The following is a 24701-nucleotide window of genomic DNA, read 5'->3' on the forward strand; positions in this document are numbered from 1 at the left end:
ATCCCGTGGATCAGGCAGTCAGTGACTGACGACCCTTGCGGCGCCGGCCCGACACGATCGCGCGCCCGGCGCGCGTCCGCATACGCAGACGGAAGCCGTGAACTCGCGCCCGGCGCCGGTTGTTCGGCTGGAAGGTCCGCTTGCCCTTGGCCACGGCTATATCTCCTCGTCGTTTGGCGGCCGCTGTCCGGAGCACACGCTTGCGCGTGTACACCGGCGTTCGCGACCGCCGTTGGTAAGCTCTGGTCTCGCTCTAACCGGCGCGGTCCCGAATCGGTCGCAGCCGTATCGCCGACGTATGGGCGACTGTTCGAGGGTACTGACCTCACTTCCCCTGGTCAAACCGCCTTGTCGTGCCGTCGATCACCGCACTGATCCCCTGCTGCCTCAGCCGTCACCGTTCCCGCAGGGCTCCGTTATCTCGTCGTGATCCGAATGTTGCAGAACGGTTGGCACCCGCCCCGAAAACTGTTAGCTTCTGCCAAAGCCGTTTCAGATCGAGGCGGCGCGCAATCACCAAGCGGGGGAACAGGTCGGCGAACGGTCCACACGAGATCAATGCGGGGATTACTGCCGACCCGCGACCCTGCGCCGATATGCTCCGAGGCGAACCGACTGTCCTGTCCACACCTGTGGATAACTATGTGGACAGATCGTTCGTCGGCTCAGCTATTGGTTTCTTGCCCGACCTTGCGACCAGGGGGATCTGTCGTTGACCGATGATCCCGGTTCAGCGTTCGCCACGGTGTGGAGTTCGGTTGTCGCCGAGCTCAACGGCGACGGAACTGCGGACCAGCGCCCCAGTAACGGAACTGGTGGCGATGCACCGCTGACTCCGCAGCAACGCGCGTGGCTCAAGTTGGTTCAACCACTCACGATCGCCGAGGGCTTCGCCCTGCTGTCTGTGCCGAGCAGCTTCGTGCAGAACGAGATCGAACGGCATCTGCGGACCCAGATCGTCGACGCCCTCAGCCGGCGCCTGGGTCAGCGGGTCGAACTCGGTGTCCGGATCGCTCCGCCCTCGCTGGAAGCCGACAACGAACCCGCCCCAGCGGAGCCGGCCGTCGTCGACTCCGACCTCGACGAGGTGGACGAAGACCGCGAGGCGCTCGCCAGCGCTCACGAGACCTGGCCGAGTTACTTCATCGAGCGGCCCCGCAGTAACCCGTCGGCCGAAGCGCCCGGCATCAGCCTCAACCGCCGCTACACCTTTGACACGTTCGTCATCGGTGCTTCAAACCGGTTCGCCCACGCGGCGGCCCTGGCGATCGCCGAGGCGCCGGCTCGCGCGTACAACCCCTTGTTCATCTGGGGTGAGTCCGGACTGGGTAAGACCCACCTGCTGCACGCCGCCGGAAATTATGCGCAACGGCTGTTTCCCGGCATGCGGGTGAAGTACGTCTCCACCGAAGAGTTCACCAACGACTTCATCAACTCGCTGCGCGACGACCGTAAGGTCGCGTTCAAACGCAGCTATCGCGACATCGACGTGCTCCTGGTGGACGACATCCAGTTCATCGAAGGCAAAGAAGGTATTCAGGAAGAGTTCTTTCATACCTTCAATACGCTGCACAACGCCAACAAGCAGATCGTGATCTCGTCCGACCGGCCGCCCAAACAGCTGGCGACCCTCGAAGATCGGCTACGGACCAGGTTCGAGTGGGGACTGATCACCGACGTCCAGCCGCCCGAACTCGAAACCCGCATCGCGATCTTGCGGAAGAAGGCGCAGATGGAGCGCCTCGACGTCCCCGATGACGTCCTGGAGCTCATCGCCAGCAGCATCGAGCGCAACATTCGCGAGCTCGAGGGTGCGTTGATCCGTGTCACCGCGTTCGCCTCGCTGAACAAGACACCGATCGACAAGGCTCTCGCCGAGATCGTGTTGCGTGACCTGATCGCCGATGCCGGCACCATGCAGATCAGCACCGCGGCCATCATGGCGGCCACCGCCGAGTATTTCGACACCACCGTCGAGGAATTGCGGGGGCCGGGCAAGACCCGGGCACTGGCTCAATCGCGGCAGATCGCCATGTATCTGTGCCGTGAGCTCACTGACTTGTCACTGCCCAAGATCGGGCAGGCGTTCGGCCGTGACCACACCACGGTCATGTACGCGGAGAAGAAGATTCGCGGTGAAATGGCCCATCGGCGTGAGGTGTTCGATCACGTCAAGGAGCTCACCACCCGGATCCGCCAGCGTTCCAAGCGCTGAAATCTCCACTTTTTCTGTCATCGCCGCGAAAAACTTCGGCCACTGTCGTACCACCCGTCACACTCTGGGCTTGTGTACACGGTTGTGGACAACACCTCACATCGCGGCGGAAGTATCGGAATGACAATGAACAACCACCGGCTGTGCACACCAGTCCTGTGATTCGCCCCCGGTCATGCACAACTGGTCCACATGGCGTCACACCGCCGGAGCAGGCAATCGGTCGGCTAGTCCACAGGTTGCACAGGCCCTATTACTATTACCGTTCTCTCTCTTCCATTTTCTTCTTTGAAGACAGGGTTGGGGAGCAGCCGGTTCACAGCGCATCCGGCACGGTGTCGCGGCGCTCTTGTCACCGCGATCGATTAGCTTTCAAGATGGCGCCCGACGCTCTACGGTTGTTCTTCTGACTGCCGTTCAGCGGCTGTCGCTCACAGATCGCGCCCATCCGTGCTCCGGCACGCGGTGGACTCTGGTCGGGGTTATTGGGTGATGAAGGGACTATGTAGACGTGGCAACGACGACGGTTGGCTCCGACCTGAAGTTCCGCTTGGTGCGGGAGGACTTCGCCGACGCGGTGGCCTGGGTTGCCCGTAATCTTCCGACCCGGCCGACGGTCCCGGTGCTGGCCGGCGTGCTGCTCACCGGTACCGATGAGGGTTTGACCATCTCCGGCTTCGATTACGAGGTGTCGGCCGAGGTCCGGGTTCCCGCCGAAATCGCCTCTCCTGGAAGTGTTTTGGTGTCCGGTCGGTTGCTGTCCGACATCACCAGGGCGTTGCCGGCCAAGCCGGTGGACGTCAGCGTCGAAGGCACCCGCGTGGCGCTGAGCTGTGGAAGCGCTCGGTTCTCGCTGCCGACCATGGCTGTCGAGGACTACCCGGCGCTGCCGGAACTGCCCGAGGAGACCGGTGTCATCTCCGCCGATCTGTTCGGTGAGGCGATCGGCCAGGTGGCCGTTGCCGCCGGTCGCGACGACACGCTGCCGATGCTGACCGGGATCCGGGTGGAGATTTCCGGTGAGACAGTGGTTTTGGCCGCGACCGACCGGTTCCGGTTGGCCGTGCGTGAACTGACCTGGTCGACCTCCTCCCCCAGCCTGGAAGCCGCGGTGCTGGTGCCGGCCAAGACGTTGGCCGAAGCGGCCAAGGCCGGGACGTCCGGCTCTGAGGTTCACCTGGCTCTGGGTGCAGGTTCGGCAGTGGGCAAGGAAGGCCTGTTGGGCATCCGTAGCGGCGGCAAGCGCAGCACCACTCGCCTGCTCGACGCCGAGTTCCCGAAGTTCCGTCAGCTGCTGCCCGCCGAGCACACCGCGGTGGCGACCATCGGAGTCGGTGAGCTCACCGAAGCGATCAAGCGTGTGGCATTGGTTGCCGATCGAGGCGCGCAGGTCCGGATGGAATTCGGCGACGGAGTCTTGCACCTGTCGGCCGGTGCCGATGACGTCGGCCGCGCCGAGGAAGACTTGGATGTCGAGTTCGCCGGCGAGCCGCTGACGATCGCCTTCAACCCCACCTACCTGACCGACGGTCTGGGGTCGCTGCATTCCGACCGGGTGACGTTCGGATTCACCACTCCCAGCCGCCCAGCGGTGTTGCGCCCCGCGAATGCGGAAACACAGGTAGATGGCACCGGACCGTTCCCGGCTGTTCAGACCGACTACGTATACCTGTTGATGCCGGTCCGTCTGCCAGGCTGACCGGATCCCCGACGTAGAGAGGCAGTCATGCAGCTGGGTTTGGTCGGTCTTGGCAAAATGGGCTTCAACATGCGCCAGCGGTTGCGCGAAGGCGGACACGAAGTCATCGGGTACGACCCCAGACCCGAAGTCACCGACGTTCCGACCCTGGCCGCGCTCGCCGAGGCGCTCAGCGCTCCACGGGTGATCTGGGTAATGGTGCCGTCCGGGCCGATCACCGATGACACGATCAGCTCGCTGGCGGAGGTGCTCAGCCCGGGTGACCTGGTCGTCGACGGCGGCAACTCCAAGTACACCGAAGATGGTCCGCACGCGGAATTGCTTGGCAAGAAGGGTATTTCGTTTGTCGACGCTGGTGTGTCCGGCGGCATCTGGGGTCTGGCCGAGGGCTACGGCCTGATGGTCGGCGGTAGCGACGAGGACGTCGCGCGGGTGATGCCCATCTTCGACACGTTGCGTCCGCCTGGTGATCTGGCCGACGGTTTCGTGCATGCTGGCCCGGTCGGTGCGGGTCACTACGCCAAAATGGTCCACAACGGTATCGAGTACGGGCTCATGATGGCCTACGCCGAGGGATACGAGTTGCTGGCTGCCGAACCGCTGATCACAGACACGCAAGCGGTGATCCAGGCGTGGACCAACGGCACTGTCGTGCGGTCGTGGCTGCAGCAGCTGCTGGCCAAGGCTCTCAAGGAAGACCCCGCGTTCGACGCGATCTCGGGTTACACCGAGGATTCCGGCGAGGGCCGCTGGACGGTGGAAGAGGCCATCCGTCACCGGGTGCCGATGCCGGTGATCGCAGCGTCGCTGTTCGCACGTTTCGCATCGCGGCAAGAAGATTCGCCGACGATGAAAGCTGTTTCGGCACTGCGTAATCAGTTCGGTGGGCACGCGGTCAAGCGGGTCTCGGTGTCGGGATAACCAGCCGCAATGTATGTCCGGCACCTGACACTTCGCGACTTCCGGTCGTGGGAAGGTGTTGATCTCGAATTGGCGCCGGGCCGAACGGTGTTCGTCGGACCCAACGGGTTCGGAAAAACGAATCTTGTTGAAGCGCTGTGGTATTGCGCAACGCTGGGATCGCACCGGGTCGCCACCGACGCGCCTCTGATCCGCGCCGGCGCCGAACGCGCGGTGGTATCGACCATCGTCGTCAACGAAGGTAGGGAACTGGCGATCGATCTCGAGATCGCGGCCGGGCGAGCCAACAAGGCTCGACTGAACCGTTCCCCGGTACGCAGCACCCGCGACATCCTCGGTGCGGTGCGCGCCGTGCTGTTCGCGCCCGAGGATCTGGCTTTGGTCCGCGGCGATCCCGGCGAACGCAGGCGCTACCTCGACGAGCTTGCCTCGGTGCGGCGGCCGCGGGTCGCGGCGATCCGCGCCGACTACGACAAGGTGCTCAAACAGCGCACGGCGTTGTTGAAATCCGCTGCAGGAGCACGCTTTCGAGGTGATTCCGGGGTGCTGGAGACCCTCGACGTGTGGGATGGCCACCTGGCCGCGCACGGGGCACAGCTGATGGCGGCCCGGATCGAGCTGACGAATCTTCTGGCACCTGAGGTGGAGAAGGCTTATCAGCTGTTGGCTCCGGCGTCTCGTCCGGCGGCGATCAGTTATCGCAGCAGCGTCCTCGACGGGACGGACGACGGTCACGACGCCGAGTATCTCGAGGCCGCTCTGCTGGCGGGACTGGCGGCGCGGCGCGGCGCGGAACTAGAACGCGGGATGTGCCTGGTCGGACCACACCGCGACGACGTGGAACTGCGGCTCGGTGATCAGCCGGCCAAGGGGTTCGCCAGTCACGGCGAATCCTGGTCGATGGCATTGGCGTTGCGGCTGGCGTCCTATGAACTGTTGCGCACCGAGGGCAGCGAACCGGTGCTGATCCTCGACGACGTGTTCGCCGAGCTGGACAACGCGCGGCGGCGGGCCTTGGCCGGTGTGGCCGCCGACGCCGAGCAGGTACTCATCACCGCGGCCGTCGGGGAAGACATCCCGAGCGATTGGGACGCCACCCGGATCGGCATCAGCTTGCGTGACGACGACGGCGGCCGGATGTCGGAGGTGGTGACATGACCGAACCAGAGGACGAGCCGGCCGGTCCGCCCGAGCACCTCGCGAATCTGGCCGGGATGGATCTGGTGCGCCGCGCATTGGAGGAAGCCCGCGGTGCGGCCCGCAGCCAGGGCAAGGAAGTCGGTCGTGGCGGCCGCTCTCCCCGGGCCAGGCGAGGCGCCGAGCGGGGCAGTCGCCGGACCTGGTCGGGGCCCGGGCCGGATCGCCGTGATCCACAGACGTTCGGGACAGCCGCCAACGACCTGGCGAAATCGCGCGGTTGGACGGGCCGGGTCGCCGAGGGCGCGGTGTTCGCGCAGTGGGCGACGGTGGTCGGCGAGCAGATCGCCGAGCACGCCCAGCCGATCGCGCTGCGCGACGGTGTGTTGAGCGTGGCCGCCGAATCGACCGCGTGGGCGACCCAGTTGCGGATGGTGCAGTCGCAGCTGTTGGCCAAGATCGCCGCCGCGGTCGGCGACGGGGTGGTGAAGTCGATGAAGATCACCGGTCCGGTGGCTCCGTCGTGGCGAAAGGGTCCGCTGCACATCTCTGGGCGCGGGCCGCGCGACACCTACGGGTGAGCCGCACCACCACTGTCGGCTGACAGCCACGAGACGCGCGCCGACCACAGTGTCAAGCGTCACCACGTATGCCGATCCGCGAAATTCCGTGCACGGGTCAACTAGGTGTGTAGAAACGCGGCCGCAGAATCAGTCCGGAACGCACTTACCGGTAGACTGGACAAGACCCGCGCGCGGCCGGTGACACCGTGCGCTTGCGAACCCCAAGGAGAGCGTTCCGCTAGTGGCTGCCAATGAACAGTACGGTGCCGACTCGATCAAAGTCCTCGAAGGCTTGGAGGCGGTCCGCAAACGTCCCGGTATGTATATCGGTTCCACCGGAGAGCGAGGACTCCATCATCTCGTCTGGGAGGTCGTCGACAACTCGGTTGACGAGGCGATGGCGGGTTTTGCCACCACGGTGACGGTGCGGATCCTCGAGGACGGCGGCGTCGAGGTCACTGACGACGGCCGCGGAATCCCGGTTGCCATGCACGCCACCGGGATCCCCACCATCGACGTGGTCATGACCGTCCTGCACGCCGGCGGCAAGTTCGAGGAGGGCGCCTATCAGGTGTCCGGCGGTCTGCACGGCGTGGGCGTCTCGGTGGTGAATGCGCTGTCGGTGCGGTTGGAGGCCGATGTCCGCACCGCCGGCTACGAGTGGTTCCAGACCTATGACCGGTCGGTGCCCGGCACTCTGCGCCAAGGCGAGAAGACCAAGAAGACCGGCACGACGATCCGATTCTGGGCCGATCCGGACATCTTCGAGACCACCACCTACGACTTCGAGACCATTGCGCGCCGGCTACAGGAGATGGCGTTCCTCAACAAGGGCCTGACCATCGAGTTGACCGACGAGCGGGTGACCCCCGAGCAGGTCGTGGATGAGGTGGTCAGCGATACGGCCGAGGCGCCGAAGTCGGCCGAGGAGAAGGCCGCCGAGGCAGTTGCGCCGCACAAGGTCAAGCACCGGGTGTTCCATTACCCGGGCGGTCTGGTCGACTTCGTCAAACACATCAACCGCACCAAGAACTCGATCCAGCCCAGCGTCATCGACTTCGACGGCAAGGGCGAGGGCCACGAGGTCGAGATCGCGATGCAGTGGAACGCCGGCTATTCGGAGTCGGTGCATACCTTCGCCAACACCATCAACACCCATGAGGGCGGTACCCACGAAGAGGGGTTCCGTGCCGCGCTGACCACGGTGGTCAACAAGTACGCCAAGGACAAGAAACTCCTCAAGGAAAAGGACGCCAACCTCACCGGCGACGACATCCGCGAAGGCTTGGCCGCGGTGATCTCGGTGAAGGTTTCCCAGCCGCAGTTCGAGGGGCAGACGAAGACGAAACTCGGTAATACCGAAGTGAAGTCGTTTGTTCAGAAGATCTGCAACGAGCAGCTGACCCACTGGTTCGAGTCCAACCCGACCGAGGCGAAGACCGTCGTGAACAAGGCGGTATCGTCGGCCCAGGCGCGGATCGCGGCGCGCAAGGCGCGAGAGCTGGTGCGGCGCAAGAGTGCAACCGATATCGGCGGCCTGCCCGGCAAGCTCGCCGACTGCCGTTCCACCGATCCCAGCAAGTCCGAACTGTATGTGGTGGAGGGTGACTCAGCCGGCGGCTCGGCAAAGAGCGGCCGCGACTCGATGTTCCAGGCGATCCTGCCGCTGCGCGGCAAGATCATCAACGTCGAGAAGGCCCGCATCGACCGGGTGCTGAAGAACACCGAAGTCCAGGCCATCATCACCGCGCTGGGTACCGGCATCCACGACGAGTTCGACCTGGCCAAGCTGCGCTATCACAAGATCGTGCTGATGGCCGACGCCGACGTTGATGGACAACACATTTCGACGCTGCTGCTGACGCTGTTGTTCCGGTTCATGAAGCCGCTGGTGGAGAACGGCCACATCTTCCTGGCGCAGCCGCCGCTGTACAAGCTGAAGTGGCAGCGCAGCGAGCCCGAGTTCGCCTATTCCGACCGCGAACGCGACGGTCTGCTGGAGGCGGGTAAGGCGGCCGGCAAGAAGATCAACGTCGACGACGGTATCCAGCGCTACAAGGGTCTCGGCGAGATGGATGCCAAGGAGCTGTGGGAGACCACCATGGACCCGACGGTCCGGGTGCTGCGGCAGGTCACCCTTGATGACGCCGCTGCGGCCGACGAGCTGTTCTCCATCCTGATGGGCGAAGACGTCGAGGCACGTCGCAGCTTTATCACTCGCAACGCCAAAGACGTTCGCTTCCTTGATGTTTAGTGACGCACCGCCCTTCGTAGGGACAACAGAGGAATCACATGACTGACACCACCCTGCCCCCCGGCGACGAGGCCGGCGACCGCATCGAACCGGTCGACATCCAGCAGGAGATGCAGCGCAGCTACATCGACTACGCGATGAGCGTTATCGTCGGTCGTGCGCTTCCCGAGGTTCGTGATGGCCTCAAGCCGGTACACCGGCGCGTGCTCTATGCCATGTTCGACTCCGGATTCCGGCCGGACCGTGGCCATGCCAAGTCGGCGCGGTCGGTCGCCGAGACGATGGGTAACTACCACCCGCACGGTGATTCGTCGATCTACGACACCCTGGTGCGCATGGCGCAGCCGTGGTCGCTGCGCTACCCACTGGTCGACGGCCAAGGCAACTTCGGCTCACCGGGCAACGATCCGGCGGCCGCCATGCGGTACACCGAGGCCCGGCTGACGCCACTGGCCATGGAGATGTTGCGTGAAATCGACGAGGAGACAGTCGATTTCATCCCGAACTACGACGGCCGCGTCCAGGAACCCACTGTCCTGCCGAGCCGGTTCCCGAACCTGTTGGCCAACGGATCCGGCGGTATCGCCGTCGGCATGGCCACCAACATCCCGCCGCACAACCTGCGTGAGTTGGCCGAAGCCGTCTACTGGTGCCTGGAAAACCACGAAGCCGACGAAGAGGCGACGCTCGCCGCGGTCTGCGAGCGAGTCAAGGGGCCCGACTTCCCCACTCACGGTTTGATCGTCGGATCCCAAGGCATCCACGACGCCTACACCACGGGCCGCGGCTCGATCCGGATGCGCGGTGTCGTTGAGATCGAAGAGGATTCGCGCGGTCGCACCTCGATCGTGATCACCGAGTTGCCGTATCAGGTCAACCACGACAACTTCATCACCTCGATCGCCGAGCAGGTCCGCGACGGAAAGCTCGGCGGCATCTCCAATATCGAAGACCAGTCCAGTGACCGGGTCGGCCTGCGGATCGTCGTCGAGATCAAGCGCGACGCCGTGGCCAAGGTGGTGCTGAACAACCTCTACAAGCACACCCAGCTGCAGACCAGCTTCGGTGCCAACATGCTGTCGATCGTCGACGGTGTGCCCCGGACGCTGCGCCTGGACCAGATGATCCGCTACTACGTTGCACACCAACTCGACGTGATCATCCGGCGCACCCGGTACCGGCTGCGCAAGGCCAACGAGCGGGCCCACATCCTGCGCGGTCTGGTCAAGGCGCTGGATGCCCTCGACGAAGTCATCGCGTTGATCCGCGCGTCGGAAAGTGCCGACGTGGCCCGGGTGGGCTTGATGGACCTGCTCGACGTCGACGAGATCCAGGCGCAGGCCATCCTCGACATGCAGCTGCGCCGCCTGGCCGCATTGGAGCGCCAGCGCATCGTCGACGATCTGGCCAAGATCGAGGCCGAGATCGCGGACCTGGAGGACATCCTCGCCAAGCCGGAGCGGCAGCGCGCGATCGTCCGCGACGAACTCGAGGAACTCGCCGACAAGCACGGCGATGACCGTCGCACCCGGATCGTGGCCAACGACGGCGACGTGTCCGACGAGGACCTGATCGCCCGCGAGGACGTCGTCGTCACCATCACCGAGACCGGTTACGCCAAGCGCACCAAGACCGACCTATACCGCAGCCAGAAGCGCGGCGGCAAGGGTGTGCAGGGCGCCGGCCTCAAGCAGGACGACATCGTGCGGCACTTCTTCGTGTCGTCGACGCACGACTGGATCCTGTTCTTCACCACTCAGGGCCGGGTGTATCGAGCCAAGGCCTACGAGCTGCCGGAGGCCTCGCGTACCGCACGCGGCCAGCACGTGGCCAATCTGCTGGCGTTCCAGCCCGAGGAGCGGATCGCTCAGGTGATCCAGATCAAGAGCTACGAGGACGCGCCATATCTGGTGCTGGCCACCCGCAACGGCCTGGTGAAGAAGACCAAGCTCACCGACTTCGACTCCAACCGCTCGGGCGGAATCGTCGCGATCAACCTGCGCGACGGCGACGAACTGGTCGGTGCGGTGCTGTGCTCGGCGGAGGAAGACCTGTTGCTGGTCAGTGCCAACGGCCAGTCGATCCGGTTCTCGGCCACCGACGAGGCGCTGCGGCCGATGGGCCGGGCCACCTCGGGTGTGCAGGGCATGCGGTTCAACGAGGACGATCGACTGCTGTCGCTCAACGTCGTGCGGGAGGGAACGTATCTGCTGGTGGCGACCGCCGGTGGTTACGCCAAGCGCACCGCGATCGAGGAGTACACCGCCCAGGGCCGCGGCGGTAAAGGCATCCTGACCATTCAATACGACCGGCGACGTGGCAGTCTGGTGGGCGCATTGGTGGTCGATGAAGACAGCGAGTTGTACGCCATCACCTCAGGTGGCGGTGTCATTCGCACCGCTGCACGTCAGGTCCGCAAGGCCGGACGCCAGACAAAGGGCGTTCGCTTGATGAACCTGGGTGAGGGCGACACACTGTTGGCTATCGCCCGCAATGCGGAGGAGCAGGACAGCACGGACGAAGTGGGCGGGCTGGACTCCGAATCCGACGACTCGTCCGACGAGACGTAGCGCGGCGGGGCGACAGGTTAGGAGTGGTGGTGAGCGCACCGAACGAGCCGGGCCAACCCGGACCGAGTGAGGGCCCGGCCAACGGGCCCGGCTCGGCCGAGCGGACCGGTCCCCGACTCACCAATGGCGAGTCCGGCGAGGCCCCACCGTGGCAGCGCGGTGCTGCGCGAGCGCGGCAGGGCGGGACACCCCAGCGACCGGCCGGTGAGGGGCAACCTCGCCAGGCGCAGCCGGGAGGCCCGGGCCTCGAGCAACGGGTGAACCGTTTCATCAGCGGCACCGCCGCACCCGATCTTGGGTCGGGCGGTCCGCAACAGTCGGAGCGAAAGCCAGAGCCCCGGGCCGAACTTCGTCCCGACGCCCGGCCCGAAGTCCGGCCGGAGCCGCGCGCCGAGGGCAACCGTCCCGAGGGCTATGTCAGCGAGCTACCGGATCTGTCGGGCGTCGCCCCGCCCAAGCCGGTTGCGCAGCAACGCAAACCGGCGCCCGAGCAGCCGGCGCGATCGGCCGGGCAGTCCACCCGCGTTCAGGTGGGTGCCAACCGCGCTCGCGGGCCGGTGCGGGCCAGCATGCAGATTCGGCGCATCGATCCATGGAGCGCACTGAAGGTGTCGCTTCTGCTGTCGGTGGCGTTGTTCTTCGTGTGGATGGTCGCGGTGGCATTCCTGTATCTGGTGCTGGGCGGTATGGGCGTGTGGAGCAAGCTGAACAGCAACGTCGGCGACTTGCTGACGGCAACCAGCGGTGGCGGCGGCGAGCTGGTGTCCAGTGGCGCGATCTTCGGGGGAGCGGCGCTCATCGGACTGGTGAACATCGTGCTGCTGACGGCGATGGCCACGGTCGGAGCGTTCATCTACAACCTCAGCACCGACATCGTCGGCGGTATCGAGGTCACGCTGGCCGACCGGGACTAGCGCCGGTGCACCGGTTTGGGTGCAGCACCCCCGGTGCGGTAATCTCGGCGCTCGGTCGTATGCAAATACGGGCCTATAGCTCAGGCGGTTAGAGCGCTTCGCTGATAACGAAGAGGTCGGAGGTTCGAGTCCTCCTAGGCCCACGATGTCTCGGTCATCGGGAAGGGCGCCCGTGCGGATTGCATTGCTGTTGGCAGTGTTGGTCGCGGGCGCCGCGGTCATTCGGGCCCGTCGCGGCGAGGTTTGGCACACGCTCGACGATTGAGACGTACGGGGCCTTAGCTCAGTTGGTAGAGCGCTGCCTTTGCAAGGCAGATGTCAGGAGTTCGAATCTCCTAGGCTCCACAAGAATGGCGCGAGGCGCAATCAGCCCCTGGCAGGTACCGCCAGGCGACGCGGAAGCGTCTTCTTGCACTGGCGACAGGTGAACGTGTCCTTGTCGATGAACAGCGTCTGCTCGTGGCTGCAGATCGCGCACTTGACCTTCTGATGCGAAAGGCTCCCCCAACCCATGCCGAACATAATGCACGTTAGGGCGGACGCGGCAAAGCAAAATCGCTGACAGACCGCAACATGTAATTGAGTAGTTCAGCAAACTAAGATTCGCCGCTGTCGCGGGCAGGGCGATCGCGACCGCAAATGTTGTTGCGCAGCAACCGGACTCAATACCCAGCGGCATACCGACGGCCGGCAACAGCCGCCTCGCTGCCGGGTCAAATCTTCGGCGACACCTCGACGCTCGGCGGCAGCGCGGACGGCTCGGGCGTCGACGATCGCCTCGTGATCACGAACGCCACAGCCCCGCCGACGGTTGCCAGCCCCAGGAAGCCGAACACGAACAGCCGCCGCCTGCGCCGCCGATGCTGCGCCGTGCGGACGTCGTGAAGAACCTGCGGAAGCTCGGCCACCACCTGCTTGACCGCCTCGAGTTCGGCCCCGACTTCCTGCTGCACGGCACGGGCCTCGCGGGCGCGGCGCCTGAGCGCGACTGCGGCCGATTCCGCTGAATTCGCGGTGATGCCGACCACGCCGCGGGTGATGTCCACCGGGCCTACGGCGGTGTAGTGCAGTCCGCGGTTGAGCCGCTCGCGCGATGTGAGTTTGGCTTCATTCTTGCGACCCATGTCCATCCTCCCGACCGGTGGCGCGCTGATGCCGTCAACACTGCCACAGCGCCACGGGGGTGGCCGCGGGATCGGGCACCGGCTCCTAGTGGCACACTGAGTTCCCGTGACGAGCGACATCGCAACCGCAACAGCGACCCTGCACACGAACCGCGGCGACATCAAGATCGCCCTGTTCGGTAACCACGCCCCCAAGACCGTCGCCAACTTCGTTGGTCTGGCTCAGGGCACCAAGGAGTACTCGACGGAGAACGCGTCGGGCAGCACCTCGGGCCCCTTCTACGACGGCGCCGTCTTCCACCGCGTCATCGACGGATTCATGATCCAGGGCGGTGACCCGACGGGCACCGGCCGCGGCGGCCCGGGCTACAAGTTCGCCGACGAGTTCCACCCGGAGCTGCAGTTCGACAAGCCCTACCTGCTGGCGATGGCCAACGCAGGGCCGGGCACCAACGGTTCCCAATTCTTCATCACTGTGGGCAAGACCCCGCACCTGAACCGTCGGCACACCATTTTCGGTGAGATCGTCGACCCCGAATCGCAGAAGGTCGTCGACGCGATCGCCACCACGGCGACCGATCGCAACGACCGGCCCACCGACGATGTGGTGATCGAGTCGATCACCATCTCCTGACCGCATTGAGGCAGTACTGAGGGCGAGGATTCCGCGGAATCCTCGCCCTCAGTGCTCTCTCACCGGGCTAGCGGCGGCCGGCGAATCCCGCGTCGGTCAAGGCGTCCAGAACATCGACCGGGTCGGTTCCCAGGTCCCACCGGCTGAGCACGATCAGCCGGTCGGCGGTCGTGTCGACCTCGAGCAGTCGTGTCTTGCGGCCGATCCGGCGGAACTCGGTGATACGGATCAGCGTGATATCGGCTCGCGACAATGTTTGGGCGCGGAACCACCCGCGATACACCAGCGCGTCACCGGTGATAGCCAGCCGGGGTCGTGCTCGCCATGATCCGACCGCGAACGCGACCAGTCCGAGCGCAGCAATCCCGGTGAGAATCCTGCCGGGCACGTCTGTGATGACGGTCACACAGACGATTGCCATCAAAAGGCCGCCGATCGCCAGAGCTGCGATGGCGGGAGTTTTCGGCGCCCACTCAGTTTGCTGCACGGCTGTCCTCGGCACCTCTACCGCGTGGTATGCAGTTATCCACAGGTGCTATCAACAATGGGGATGAATCACACGCGTGTGATTGGGTGACCAGGAGGTTGCCAGCCTGGGAACGGCGTTCGCACAGCATGGGGCCGCCGGGGTGTCGCAGCCGCTCAGCGCCACCGCATCGTCAGCAACAACCCGGAGATCATGAAGCCGAAGGCGATCGCGTAGTTCCAGGGGCCCAACTTGGCCATCCACTGCAGCGCGCTCGGGGTGTCGTAGCCGGACGCGGCGAGCTGGAACACCAGCAGCCAGGCCAGCCCGATCAGCATCAGGCTGATGAACAGCACCACGAACCACACACTCGACGGGCCGGCCTTCACCTTGACCGGAGTGCGGCTCACCGGATTGACCGTGAAGTCGTTTTTCTTGCGAACCTTGGACTTGGGCATGGGTACCTTCGGGCCGGGATCTTCTGCGACGATGGTGCGCAGATCGCTTATGAGATTAACGCAGCGGCGCCGTGACCCGACAATTCCGGCGGCAGCGACGACGGGTGCCCAGCGCTCGCCGTGGCGGTTCGGCGTCCCGGTGGTGTGCCTGCTGGCGGGCGTTCTGCTGGCCGCCACCCACGGTGTGTCCGGAGGCAGCGAGATCCGCCGCAGCGACTCACCCCGGCTCGTCGACCTGGTGCACGACGCGCAGCAGTCGGTCGACCGGCTCAGTGCCCAGCGCGACGCCCTGGCGTCCCAGATCGACTCCACGCACGGCGGGGGATCCGGCACCGCGCTCGCGGCCATGCAGGCCCGCGCCGACGAGCTGGCCGCCACTGCCGGACTGAATCCGGTACACGGGGCCGGCCTGGTGGTCACCCTCTCCGACGCCCAGCGCGACGCCAATGGGCGCTTCCCCCGCGACGCCTCCCCGGACGACCTGGTGGTCCACCAGCAGGACATCCAGGCCGTGCTCAACGCCCTGTGGAGCGCCGGCGCCGAGGCGATCCAGATGCAGGATCAGCGCATCATCGGGACGTCCGCTCCGCGGTGCGTCGGCAACACCCTGCTGCTGAACGGGCGTACGTACAGCCCGCCGTACAAAATCACGGCGATCGGGGACGCGTCCGCGATGCAGGCCGCACTGGCGTCGGCTCCCCTGGTCACGCTGTACAAGCAGTACGTCGTGCGGTTCGGCCTGGGCTACAGCGAGCAGGTCCGCGACGATGTCCAGGTCGCGGGCTACACCGAACCGGTGCGGATGCGCTACGCCCAGCCGGCGGGCCCGGTGGGCTACTGAGCTGCACCACCCCGGGTAACCTGGCCGGATGCAGGTTTTGGTCGTCGACAATTACGACAGCTTCGTATTCAACCTCGTCCAGTATCTGGGCCAGCTCGGGGTTGACGCGCAGGTCTGGCGTAACGACGACGAGCGCCTGGCTGACGTAGCCCGCGTCGCCGCCGAATTCGACGGGATCCTGCTCAGCCCGGGACCGGGCACGCCGGAACGTGCCGGAGCCTCGATCCCATTGGTGCGCGCGTGCGCCACGGCGGGCACCCCGCTGCTGGGTGTGTGCCTCGGGCACCAGGCGATCGGTGTGGCATTCGGTGGGACGGTCGACCGGGCCCCCGAGCTGCTGCACGGCAAGACCAGCACCGTCTATCACACGAATATCGGTGTGCTGCACGGACTTCCGGACCCCTTCACGGCGACGCGCTATCACTCGCTGACGATCCTGCCGGAGACCATGCCGGCTGAACTCGAGGTGACCGCGCGCACCGAGGGAGGTGTCGTCATGGCCGTCCGCCACGTGGAGTTGCCGATCCACGGCGTGCAGTTCCACCCGGAGTCGATCCTGACCGAAGGCGGTCACCGGATGCTGGCCAACTGGCTGGGCTTCTGCGGGCACGCCCCCGAAGAGTCGCTGGTGTGCCGCCTCGAGCAAGAGGTCGCCGACACCGTGCGGCATGCCCTCGGCGGGCAGGAGCGATCGGCTACGACGCAAAGCTGAGGGTGATCGTCGCGCCGAAGTTCACGGCGCTCTGCGGCGCCGGGCTCTGCGACACCACGGCATGGGACGGCTGACCGCTGTTCTGCACGTCACCACCCTTGTCCAGCCCACCGGTCCAGCCGAGGCCGCGCAGCCGCGGCTCGGCGTCGGTCCAGAACATGCCCCGCAGGTCGGGCATCACGAACTGATTGCCCTTCGACACCTTGATCTGGATCACGGTGTCTTGGGGCACGGTCTGCCCGTTGGGGGGATCGGTACCGACCACCTGGCCGGACGGCTCGGTGCTGTCCGTCGGAACCGGCAGCGTCTTGGGGAACCCCGATGCCGTGAGGATCTGTTGAGCGACGTCGACCGTCTGGCCCGCGACCACCGGCACCTCGGCGGTTTGCGGGCCGTTGCCGACGACCACCGTGATCTCGTTGGTGATCGCCGAGGTCTGGTTCGCGGGCGGAACCGTCGACAGCACCTTGTCCTTCTGGTCCGGCGTGGACGGTGAGTTCACTTGCTTGAACTTGCCGAATCCGGCGTCCCTGAGTTTCTGGACGCATTCGCCGTAGGACAGGTTGTTGGAGCAGTCCGGAACCTCTCGCTGCTCAGGCCCGGTCGAGACGTTGATCACGACTTCGTCGCCGGCGCCGGCCTGTGAGTTGGCCGCCGGATCGGTGTCGATGACCTTCTCCGGAGGCACGGTGTTGTCCGGCTTCTGCTGAGTGCGGATCTTGAAGCCCTTGTTCTGCAAGGCGGCGATCGCGTCGGCCTGGCTCTGCCCGCGGACGTCGGGCACCTGCAGATTGCGTGGATTGCCGCTGACCATGTTGATCCCGATGGTCACCACCACGGTCAAGATGGCGAGCACCGCGACCACGATCAGCCAGCGGCCGATGGACCCGCCCGCGCGGTCGTTCTCGACGAGCGCCCCGTGCCGCGGGAATTCGTCGGTCTCGTCACCGCGGGAGGGCATGGCCGGCGCCGCGTTGAGCAGCGAGGTCCGTTCGGCGGCGCTGAGCACCTTCGGCGCCTCGGGAGCCTCGCCGTTGTGCACCCGCACCAGGTCGGTACGCATCTCGGCGGCGGTCTGATAGCGGTTGTCCGGGTTCTTCGCCAGCGCCTTGAGCACCACCGCATCCAGCTCCGGCGAGATGCCCGAATGCTTCTGCGACGGTGGCACCGGGTCCTCGCGGACGTGCTGGTAGGCCACCGCCACCGGGGAATCACCGATGAACGGGGGCTCGCCGGTGAGGATCTCGTAGAGCACGCAGCCCAGCGAGTAGACGTCGGAGCGTGCGTCGACCGGTTCGCCGCGGGCCTGCTCGGGCGACAGGTATTGCGCCGTCCCGATCACAGCCGCGGTCTGGGTGACGCTGTTGCCCGCGTCGGCCAGTGCGCGCGCGATGCCGAAGTCCATGACCTTCACCGCGCCGGTCTTGGAGATCATGATGTTCGCCGGTTTGACGTCGCGGTGGATGATGCCGTGCTGGTGGCTGAAGTTGAGCGCCTGGCAGGCGTCGGCGATGATCTCGATGGCCCGGCGGTACGGGATGGGGCCGTCGGTGTGGACGATGTCGCGCAGGGTCACGCCTTCGACGTACTCCATCACGATGTACGGCAGCGGACCGTTGGCGGTCTCGGCCTCGCCGGTGTCGTAGACGGCCACGATCGCGGGGTGGTTCAGCGCGGCGGCGTTCTGGGCCTCGCGGCGAAACCGCAGGTAAAAGCTCGGGTCGCGGGCCAGGTCGGCGCGCAGCACCTTGACCGCGACGTCGCGGTGCAGACGTGTGTCGCGGGCCATGTGCACCTCGGACATGCCGCCGAAGCCGATGATCTCGCCCAGCTCGTAGCGGTCGGAGAGGTGCTGTGGGGTGGTCATCGCGGTTTCTCGTCAGTGTGAACAGCCTCGGACAGCGAGCCGGCATCCACGCTGGCAGCGCTGAATCGGGGTACCCCGATCTGTCCTCCAGGATTACCGGCGATGTGGTGATCCGTCCAACCCGACGGCGCCGCCTGGCTGGAGGGGGTGACGGTGTCGGTGACGGTCTGTTCTACGGGCTTGTTGTCCTTGCGGTCCTTGTCGGCCAGCACGATCAGGATGGCGCTGATGATCGCCAGGGCGCCCAGTACGCCGGCCGCCCACAGCAGCGCCCGCTGACCAGAGGAGAACGTGCGCCGCGGCGGCGGCGGGCGGTGGCTGCCGGTGTTGGCCCGCGGGCGCGTACCGGTGGGCGGGGCGGCGGCAGGCATCCGCGGCGAACTGCCCGGGATCGACGCCGGGGTGGCGCGAATGGTCGGCGCCGAGTTGGGCCGCGGCGGACGCCGACCCGCCCGCACCGCGGCGGTCGCGTCGGCGAACTGCCCACCATTGCGGTAACGCATGCCCGGGTTCTTCACCAGGGTGATCTCGATCAGCTCGCGCACATTCGGCGGGAGGTCGGCAGGCAGCGGCGCCGGCGTCTCCTTGATGTGCTTCATCGCCACCGTCAGCGCGCCGTCACCGATGAACGGCCGCTTACCCGAAACCGCTTCGTAGCCAACAACTCCCAGCGAGTACACATCACTGGCGGCGGTGGCGTCGTGACCGAGCGCCTGCTCGGGGGCGATGTACTGGGCGGTGCCCATCACCATTCCGGTCTGGGTGACCGGCGCCGCGTCGACGGCTTTGGCGATACCGAAGTCGGTGAGCTTCACCTGACCGGTGGGCGTGATCAGGATGTTGCCCGGCTTGACGTCGCGGTGAACCAACCCGGCGGCGTGGGCCACCTGCAGCGCGCGACCGGTCTGCTCGAGCATGTCCAGGGCGTGCCGCAGCGACAATCTGCCGGTGCGCTTGATCACCGAGTTCAGCGGCTCACCGTTGATCAGCTCCATCACCAGGTAGGCGGTGCGACCTTCGCCGTCCATATCGGTCTCGCCGTAGTCGTGCACGGCCGCGATGCCGGGGTGGTTCAGCATGGCGACGGTGCGCGCCTCGGCGCGGAAGCGTTCGACGAACTCGGGATCCGACGAGAACTCCTGCTTGAGCACCTTGACCGCGACCCGGCGCCCCAACCGGCTGTCGACCGCCTCCCACACCTGGCCCATGCCGCCGGTGGCGATCAGCCGCTGCAGCCGGTACCGGCCGGACAGCGTGACTCCTACGCGCGGGCTCATTGCTTGCCTCGCTTCGCTCGCCTGCTGAGGCTCATTGCTTGCCTCGCTTCGCTCGCCTGCGCGGGCTCATGACGCCCCCTGCAATGCCGCTGCGATCGTCGCCCGGCCGACCGGGGCGGCCAGCGCGCCGCCGGTGGCGTTCAACCGGTCACCACCGTTTTCGACGAGCACCGCGACCGCCACTTTGGGGCTCTGTGCTGGGGCGAAGGCGATGTACCAGGCATGGGGAGGGGTGTTGCGAGGGTCGGTACCGTGCTCCGCGGTCCCGGTTTTGGATGCGATCTGCACGCCGGGGATCGCCCCTTTCTGCTGGGTCATCTGTTCGGCGCCGATCATCAAATCCGTAAGTTTAGCGGCGACCTGCGTCGATACGGCACGCCGCTGTTGCTGAGGTGCCGCCGTGCTGATGTTCGACAGGTCCGGCCCCTTGAGACTGTCCACCAGGTAGGGCTGCATCATCACACCGGAGTTGGCGATCGTCGCCGCCACCAACGCGTTCTGCAAAGGTGTCACCGCCACGTCTTTCTGACCCATGCTCGACATCCCCAGCGCGGCGGCGTCGGCCATCGGGCCGATGGTCGACTCCGCTACCTCCAGCGGGATTGGCGCTGGTGGGCTGTCGAACCCGAACGCCTGCGCGGTGTTGCGCAGAGCGTCAGCACCCACCCGGATACCCAGTTCCACGAAAGCGGTATTGCACGAGCGGGCAAACGCCTCCCGCAGAGACGCGGTGGGAGCGCTGCCGCACGGGGCGCCGCCGTAGTTCTCCAGGGTCGCGGTGCTGTTCGGGAGCTGTATCCTGGGGGCGCTGGTGAGCTGATCGTTGTCGGTCACGCCGTTCTGCAACGCCGCCGCGGTAGTGATCACCTTGAACGTGGACCCGGGCGGGAAAGTCTCGGCGATGGCCCGGTTGGTCAGCGGCGAGGCGGGGTCGTCGCGCAGCTGCTGCCAGGCGGTGCCCTGCTCTTCGGTGTCGTGGGTGGCCAACAGGTTGGGGTCGTAGGACGGCGAGGACACCATCGCCAAAATTTTTCCGGTGGACGGCTCCAAGGCCACCACCGAGCCGCGGCAGCCACCCGTGCAGCCCCGCTGCATCGCTTCCCACGCGGCTTGCTGAACGCGCGGCACGATCGTGGTGTCGACGTTGCCGCCGCGCGGGTCGCGACCGGTGAAGAAGTCCGCCAGCCGGCGGCCGAACAAGCGCTGATCGGAGCCGTTGAGGATGCCGTCCTCGGCGCGCTCGAGACCGGTGCTGGAGTAGCGCAACGAGTAGAACCCTGTAATCGGTGCGTAGACAAGGGGATTCGGATAGACGCGCAGGAAGCGGTAGTGGCCGTTGGTGGACACCGAGTAGGCCAGCAGCTGTCCGCCCGCGGTGATCTGGCCGCGCTGGCGTGAGTACTCGTCAAGCAGCACACGCTGGTTGCGTGGGTCGGCGCGCAGACCATCGGCGCGGAAGACCTGGGTGATCGTCGCGTTGAGCAACAGCAGCACGATCAACGCCATGATCATCACCGAAATGCGGCGCAGGGAGGTGTTCATACGCGCTCGATCACCTCGGTGCTCGACGACGCGATCGGCGCATGTGGATTGGTGATGATCGGGCGACGGGCGGCGTGCGAGATCTTCACCAGGATGGCCAGCAGCAGATAGTTGGCCACCAGGGACGAGCCGCCGTAGGACATCCACGGTGTGGTCAGGCCGGTCAGCGGGATCAACCCCGTGACACCGCCGACGACGATGAACAGCTGGATCGCCAGCGTCGAGGCCAACCCGGCGGCCAGCAGCTTGCCGAAGCTGTCGCGTACGGCGATCGCGGTACGGAGCCCGCGCACGATGACGATCGCGTAGAGCATCAGTACCCCGGCCAAGCCGACCAGACCCAGCTCTTCACCGACCGCGGCGGTGATGAAGTCCGTCGACGCGGCGGGCACCGTGCCGGGCTGGCCGTTGCCCAGCCCGGTGCCGAAGATGCCGCCGGTTGCGAAACTGAACTGCGACTGCACCATTTGATAGCCGGTGCCTTCGGGGTCGCCGAACGGATCCAGCCAGGTCTGAACCCGCACGCGCACATGGCCGAACAAGTAGTAGGCCACCACGCTGCCTGCGGCGAACAGCGTCAGACCGATGACCACCCAGCTGAACCGCTCGGTCGCGATGTAGACCATCACCAGGAACGAGGCGTACAGCAGAAGCGAAGTGCCCAAATCCTTTTCGAATACCATGACACCGACCGAGACGATCCAGGCCACCAGCAGTGGCGCCAGGTCGCGCGGGCGAGGCACGTCGGTGCCGAGGAAATGCTTGCCGGCGGTGGTGAACAGGTCACGCTTGGCCACCAGCACCGCGGCGAAGAAGATCAACAACAGGATCTTGGAGAACTCGGCTGGCTGAATACTGAAGCCGGGGAACCGAATCCAGATCTTCGCACCGTTGGTCTCGGAGAAGTGACTGGGCAGCAGCGCTGGGATCGCCAGCAGCACCAGCCCCACCAGACCGCAGGTGTAACCGTAGCGGGCCAAGATGCGGTGGTCTTTGAGGAAGACGACCACCAGCGCGAAGCCGAGCACGCCGACCAGCGTCCAGAGCATCTGCTGTTCTTCGCTGGGTCCGTGTTGCGGGGCGATCGCACCGCCGACCAGGTCGAGGCGGTGGATCATCACCAGGCCAAGTCCGTTGAGCAGCGCGACAACTGGTAGCAGGACCGGGTCCGCGTAGGGCGCGAATCGCCGGATGGCCAGGTGCGCGCACACGAAAAGGGTGAGGAACGCCAGCGTCGAACTCGCCAGATCCCAGCTGATGCCCTGCTCCTGATTGGCCTCGACGATCAGCAGTGCCACGACGGTGATGAGGGTGGCGAAGCACAACAACGCCAGTTCGGCGTTGCGGCGGGTCGGTGTGGCCTGCGCCAGCGCGACGGGTGCCTGCGGTTGGGTACTCATGCTGCCGCCCGGCAGTCGGTGCCCGGCTTCTGCGGCGCTGCGGGTAGTTGGGTCACCGTCGGAGCAGGGCTCGGCGCAGGCGTCGGAGCAGCCGAAGACGTTGGGGTGACGCCACTTTCAGTGGGAGAAGGGGCGGGGCTCGACGAGGCCGCCGGTGGCGGTGGCGTGCTCGGCGACGGGGCGGGTGCCGAAGAGGAGGTCGGCGCGGGCGCCGACGGCAAAACCGATGCGGCCGTGGGAACGGGCGCCGGCCCCGGCGCGGGAGATGCGCTCGGAGCCGGAGTCGGGGTGGGGGTCGGTGTGCTGGTCGGGGGCGGCGCGCACGGGGGCAGTACCGAGCTGTGCGCCAGTTCCCGTAGCTGCCCGATCGCATCGTCGAGGGTTCCGGCCGGGAGCCCGGCCGAGACCTGTGCGCGCTCCGAGGGCCGAAGATCCTGCAGTCGCATCAGTTGGCAGCCCAGCGAGTCGGTCGGCTGGCCGTAGCTGATCTGCGACAGCTCGTTGCGGTCGTTGAGGCAGCCCAGCAGGTACGGCTCCTGAAGCTGATAGCCCAGGATCGAGCCCTGGATACCGCGCATGATCGCGACGGTGCCGTTCTCAGCGCTGACGTAGTAATTGCTGCGGATGATCTGCCTGCCGACCGCGAGCCCGGCGAGGACCACCAACAGGACCAGGGCGGCGGCGATGATCATCCGCCGCCGCGAGCGCGGCTTGGGTGGGGGCTCGGGCTCGGCCACAACGCGCTTGGCGGGCGCAGGCCGGGGGTTGAAGGCCGAGGCGCGCCCGGCCGCGGTGTTGGGCGGGGCGACGTGGTCGTCGTCCCCCGAGACCGCACCGGCCAGGATCGGCTGCGTCTGGCCGCCGTAGTCATGGTCGACCACATCGGCCACCACCACGGTGACGTTGTCCGGTCCGCCCCCGCGCAGCGCCAGTTCGATCAGCCGGTCAGCGCTCTCGGCGACGTCGTCGATCTGCAGTGCTTCCAGGATGGTCTCCTGGCTGACCGGGTCGGACAAGCCGTCGGAGCACAGCAGATAGCGGTCGCCTTCCTTGGCCTCCCGCATGATCAGCGTCGGCTCGACCTCGTGACCGGTGAGCGCGCGCATGATCAGCGAGCGCTGCGGATGGCTGTGGGCCTCCTCCGCGGTGATGCGCCCCTCGTCGACGAGGGTCTGCACGAAGGTGTCGTCCTTGGTGATCTGGGAGAGCTCGCCGTCGCGCAGCAGATAGCCGCGGGAGTCACCGATGTGGACGAGGCCAAGTCTGTTGCCTGCGAACAGGATCGCGGTCAGCGTGGTACCCATGCCCTCGAGCTCGGGCTCCAGCTCGACATGCGCGGCGATCGCGGAGTTGCCGTCGCGCACCGCGGAGTCGAGTTTGCTCAGCAGATCGCCGCCGGGCTCGTCGTCGTCGAGGTGTGCCAGCGCGGCGATCACCAGCTGGGATGCCACCTCGCCGGCCGCGTGCCCGCCCATGCCGTCGGCCAGGGCAAGCAGGCGCGCGCCCGCGTAGACGGAGTCCTCATTGTTGGCGCGCACCAGGCCCCGGTCACTGCGGGCGGCGTAGCGAAGGACAAGGGTCACGGGCGCAACTCGATCACCGTCTTGCCGATATGCACCGGCGTGCCAACCGGAACGCGTACTGCCGTCGTCACCTTCGCCCTGTCGAGGTATGTGCCGTTGGTCGATCCTAGGTCTTCCACGTACCAGTCGGCACCGCGCGGCGACAGCCGGGCGTGCCGAGTCGAGGAGTAATCATCGGTCAGTACCAGCGTGGAGTCATCAGCGCGGCCGATCAGGACTGGCTGGGTGCCCAAGGTGATCCGGGTGCCTGCCAGCGCTCCCTCGGTGACCACCAGGTAGCGGGCGGCGTGCCGTTGCTGGCGGGACGGCAACAGCGTGCCGCGCAGCGCCAGGCCCCGGCGGACCATCACCGCGCCGGTCGGCGCGTAGATGTCATTACGCAGGACGCGTAACACCGACCAGATGAACAGCCACAGCAACAGCAGGAAGCCGGCGCGCGTCAGCTGCAGAACTAACCCCTGCATCTGGCGTCCTCTCCGTCCTCGTGCACCGCTCGTCGTCCCCGCGGTACCAGCAGGCACCGG

22 protein-coding genes and 2 tRNA genes are annotated in these 24701 nt (G+C 66.2%); 13 read left to right on the forward strand and 11 right to left on the reverse strand.

Features of this window, described 5'->3' with window-relative positions; genetic code table 11:
• Nucleotides 1-10: 10 nt before the first annotated feature.
• Entirely contained in the window at nt 11-154 is a 144-nt protein-coding gene (gene rpmH / locus Y900_RS30905; protein WP_046365060.1) for a 50S ribosomal protein L34, read from the reverse strand.
• Between the two features lie 558 nt (nt 155-712).
• Between rpmH and dnaA the strand changes: the two genes are divergently transcribed.
• The 10 genes from dnaA (at nt 713) to Y900_RS13045 (ending at nt 12618) form a co-directional block, all read left to right on the forward strand.
• Nucleotides 713-2215 (forward strand): chromosomal replication initiator protein DnaA, encoded by a 1503-nt coding sequence (dnaA, locus tag Y900_RS13000; RefSeq protein WP_036342278.1) that lies wholly within the window; start codon nt 713-715, stop codon nt 2213-2215.
• A gap of 511 nt (nt 2216-2726) precedes the next feature.
• The gene (gene dnaN, locus Y900_RS13005) at nt 2727-3914 is read left to right on the forward strand and encodes a DNA polymerase III subunit beta (protein ID WP_036342279.1); all 1188 of its coding nucleotides are present in this window, start codon (nt 2727-2729) and stop codon (nt 3912-3914) included.
• Nucleotides 3915-3941: 27 nt separating this feature from the next.
• Nucleotides 3942-4835 (forward strand): phosphogluconate dehydrogenase (NAD(+)-dependent, decarboxylating), encoded by an 894-nt coding sequence (gene gnd / locus Y900_RS13010; RefSeq protein WP_036342280.1) that lies wholly within the window; start codon nt 3942-3944, stop codon nt 4833-4835.
• Nucleotides 4836-4844: 9 nt separating this feature from the next.
• Nucleotides 4845-5993: a DNA replication/repair protein RecF gene (gene recF, locus Y900_RS13015; RefSeq protein ID WP_036342281.1), complete on the forward strand. Its 1149-nt coding sequence runs from the start codon at nt 4845-4847 to the stop codon at nt 5991-5993.
• On the forward strand, nt 5990-6553 hold the full coding sequence (locus Y900_RS13020; protein WP_036342282.1) for a DUF721 family protein: 564 nt from the start codon (nt 5990-5992) through the stop codon (nt 6551-6553). The genes recF and Y900_RS13020 overlap by 4 nt, the downstream gene beginning before the upstream one ends.
• 223 nt (nt 6554-6776) lie before the next feature.
• The gene (gyrB, locus tag Y900_RS13025) at nt 6777-8789 is read left to right on the forward strand and encodes a DNA topoisomerase (ATP-hydrolyzing) subunit B (RefSeq protein ID WP_036342283.1); all 2013 of its coding nucleotides are present in this window, start codon (nt 6777-6779) and stop codon (nt 8787-8789) included.
• A gap of 38 nt (nt 8790-8827) precedes the next feature.
• Nucleotides 8828-11359: a DNA gyrase subunit A gene (gyrA, locus tag Y900_RS13030; protein ID WP_036342284.1), complete on the forward strand. Its 2532-nt coding sequence runs from the start codon at nt 8828-8830 to the stop codon at nt 11357-11359.
• A 29-nt stretch (nt 11360-11388) separates the two neighbouring features.
• Nucleotides 11389-12273 (forward strand): DUF3566 domain-containing protein, encoded by an 885-nt coding sequence (locus Y900_RS13035; protein ID WP_036346632.1) that lies wholly within the window; start codon nt 11389-11391, stop codon nt 12271-12273.
• Nucleotides 12274-12342: 69 nt separating this feature from the next.
• Nucleotides 12343-12416: transfer RNA gene (locus Y900_RS13040), tRNA-Ile, on the forward strand.
• Nucleotides 12417-12545: 129 nt separating this feature from the next.
• Nucleotides 12546-12618: transfer RNA gene (locus Y900_RS13045), tRNA-Ala, on the forward strand.
• A gap of 21 nt (nt 12619-12639) precedes the next feature.
• Here Y900_RS13045 and Y900_RS32395 read toward each other — a convergent pair.
• Nucleotides 12640-12786: a hypothetical protein gene (locus tag Y900_RS32395; protein WP_157838251.1), complete on the reverse strand. Its 147-nt coding sequence runs from the start codon at nt 12784-12786 to the stop codon at nt 12640-12642.
• A 200-nt stretch (nt 12787-12986) separates the two neighbouring features.
• Entirely contained in the window at nt 12987-13397 is a 411-nt protein-coding gene (gene cwsA / locus Y900_RS13050; protein WP_036346635.1) for a cell wall synthesis protein CwsA, read from the reverse strand.
• A 106-nt stretch (nt 13398-13503) separates the two neighbouring features.
• Here cwsA and Y900_RS13055 point away from each other — a divergent pair, with 106 nt between their 5' ends.
• Nucleotides 13504-14031, forward strand: a complete 528-nt coding sequence (locus Y900_RS13055; RefSeq protein ID WP_036342285.1) for a peptidylprolyl isomerase — start codon at nt 13504-13506, stop codon at nt 14029-14031.
• Nucleotides 14032-14098: 67 nt separating this feature from the next.
• Here the strand turns inward: Y900_RS13055 and Y900_RS13060 are convergent, their stop codons facing one another.
• Both Y900_RS13060 and crgA read right to left on the reverse strand, forming a co-directional pair.
• On the reverse strand, nt 14099-14518 hold the full coding sequence (locus tag Y900_RS13060; RefSeq protein ID WP_036342286.1) for a PH domain-containing protein: 420 nt from the start codon (nt 14516-14518) through the stop codon (nt 14099-14101).
• A gap of 155 nt (nt 14519-14673) precedes the next feature.
• Nucleotides 14674-14955, reverse strand: coding sequence for a cell division protein CrgA (gene crgA, locus Y900_RS13065; protein WP_036342287.1), 282 nt, complete (start codon nt 14953-14955; stop codon nt 14674-14676).
• A gap of 49 nt (nt 14956-15004) precedes the next feature.
• On the opposite strand from crgA, the gene Y900_RS13070 reads away from it, so the two are divergent.
• The gene (locus Y900_RS13070) at nt 15005-15796 is read left to right on the forward strand and encodes a DUF881 domain-containing protein (protein ID WP_051660045.1); all 792 of its coding nucleotides are present in this window, start codon (nt 15005-15007) and stop codon (nt 15794-15796) included.
• A 28-nt stretch (nt 15797-15824) separates the two neighbouring features.
• Nucleotides 15825-16508, forward strand: a complete 684-nt coding sequence (locus Y900_RS13075; protein ID WP_036342289.1) for an aminodeoxychorismate/anthranilate synthase component II — start codon at nt 15825-15827, stop codon at nt 16506-16508.
• Here the strand turns inward: Y900_RS13075 and pknB are convergent.
• From pknB to Y900_RS13105, 6 genes are all read right to left on the reverse strand, one after another.
• On the reverse strand, nt 16492-18375 hold the full coding sequence (gene pknB, locus Y900_RS13080) for a Stk1 family PASTA domain-containing Ser/Thr kinase (protein WP_036342290.1): 1884 nt from the start codon (nt 18373-18375) through the stop codon (nt 16492-16494). The two genes, Y900_RS13075 and pknB, sit on opposite strands and share 17 nt — an antisense overlap.
• On the reverse strand, nt 18372-19652 hold the full coding sequence (locus Y900_RS13085; protein WP_036342291.1) for a serine/threonine-protein kinase: 1281 nt from the start codon (nt 19650-19652) through the stop codon (nt 18372-18374). Before Y900_RS13085 ends, pknB begins: the two co-directional genes overlap by 4 nt.
• Nucleotides 19653-19718: 66 nt before the next feature.
• The gene (gene pbpA / locus Y900_RS13090) at nt 19719-21194 is read right to left on the reverse strand and encodes a D,D-transpeptidase PbpA (RefSeq protein ID WP_036342292.1); all 1476 of its coding nucleotides are present in this window, start codon (nt 21192-21194) and stop codon (nt 19719-19721) included.
• A complete protein-coding gene (locus tag Y900_RS13095) occupies nt 21191-22594 on the reverse strand; it encodes a peptidoglycan glycosyltransferase RodA (RefSeq protein WP_036342293.1) in 1404 nt (467 codons plus the stop codon). Before Y900_RS13095 ends, pbpA begins: the two co-directional genes overlap by 4 nt.
• Nucleotides 22591-24177 (reverse strand): PP2C family protein-serine/threonine phosphatase, encoded by a 1587-nt coding sequence (locus Y900_RS13100; RefSeq protein ID WP_036342294.1) that lies wholly within the window; start codon nt 24175-24177, stop codon nt 22591-22593. Before Y900_RS13100 ends, Y900_RS13095 begins: the two co-directional genes overlap by 4 nt.
• Complete coding sequence (locus Y900_RS13105) at nt 24174-24641, reverse strand: FHA domain-containing protein FhaB/FipA (RefSeq protein WP_036342296.1); 468 nt, start codon at nt 24639-24641, stop codon at nt 24174-24176. Before Y900_RS13105 ends, Y900_RS13100 begins: the two co-directional genes overlap by 4 nt.
• Nucleotides 24642-24701 lie beyond the last annotated feature (60 nt).

The sequence above is a fragment of the Mycolicibacterium aromaticivorans JS19b1 = JCM 16368 genome (assembly GCF_000559085.1).
Classification (GTDB): Bacteria; Actinomycetota; Actinomycetes; order Mycobacteriales; family Mycobacteriaceae; genus Mycobacterium; species Mycobacterium aromaticivorans.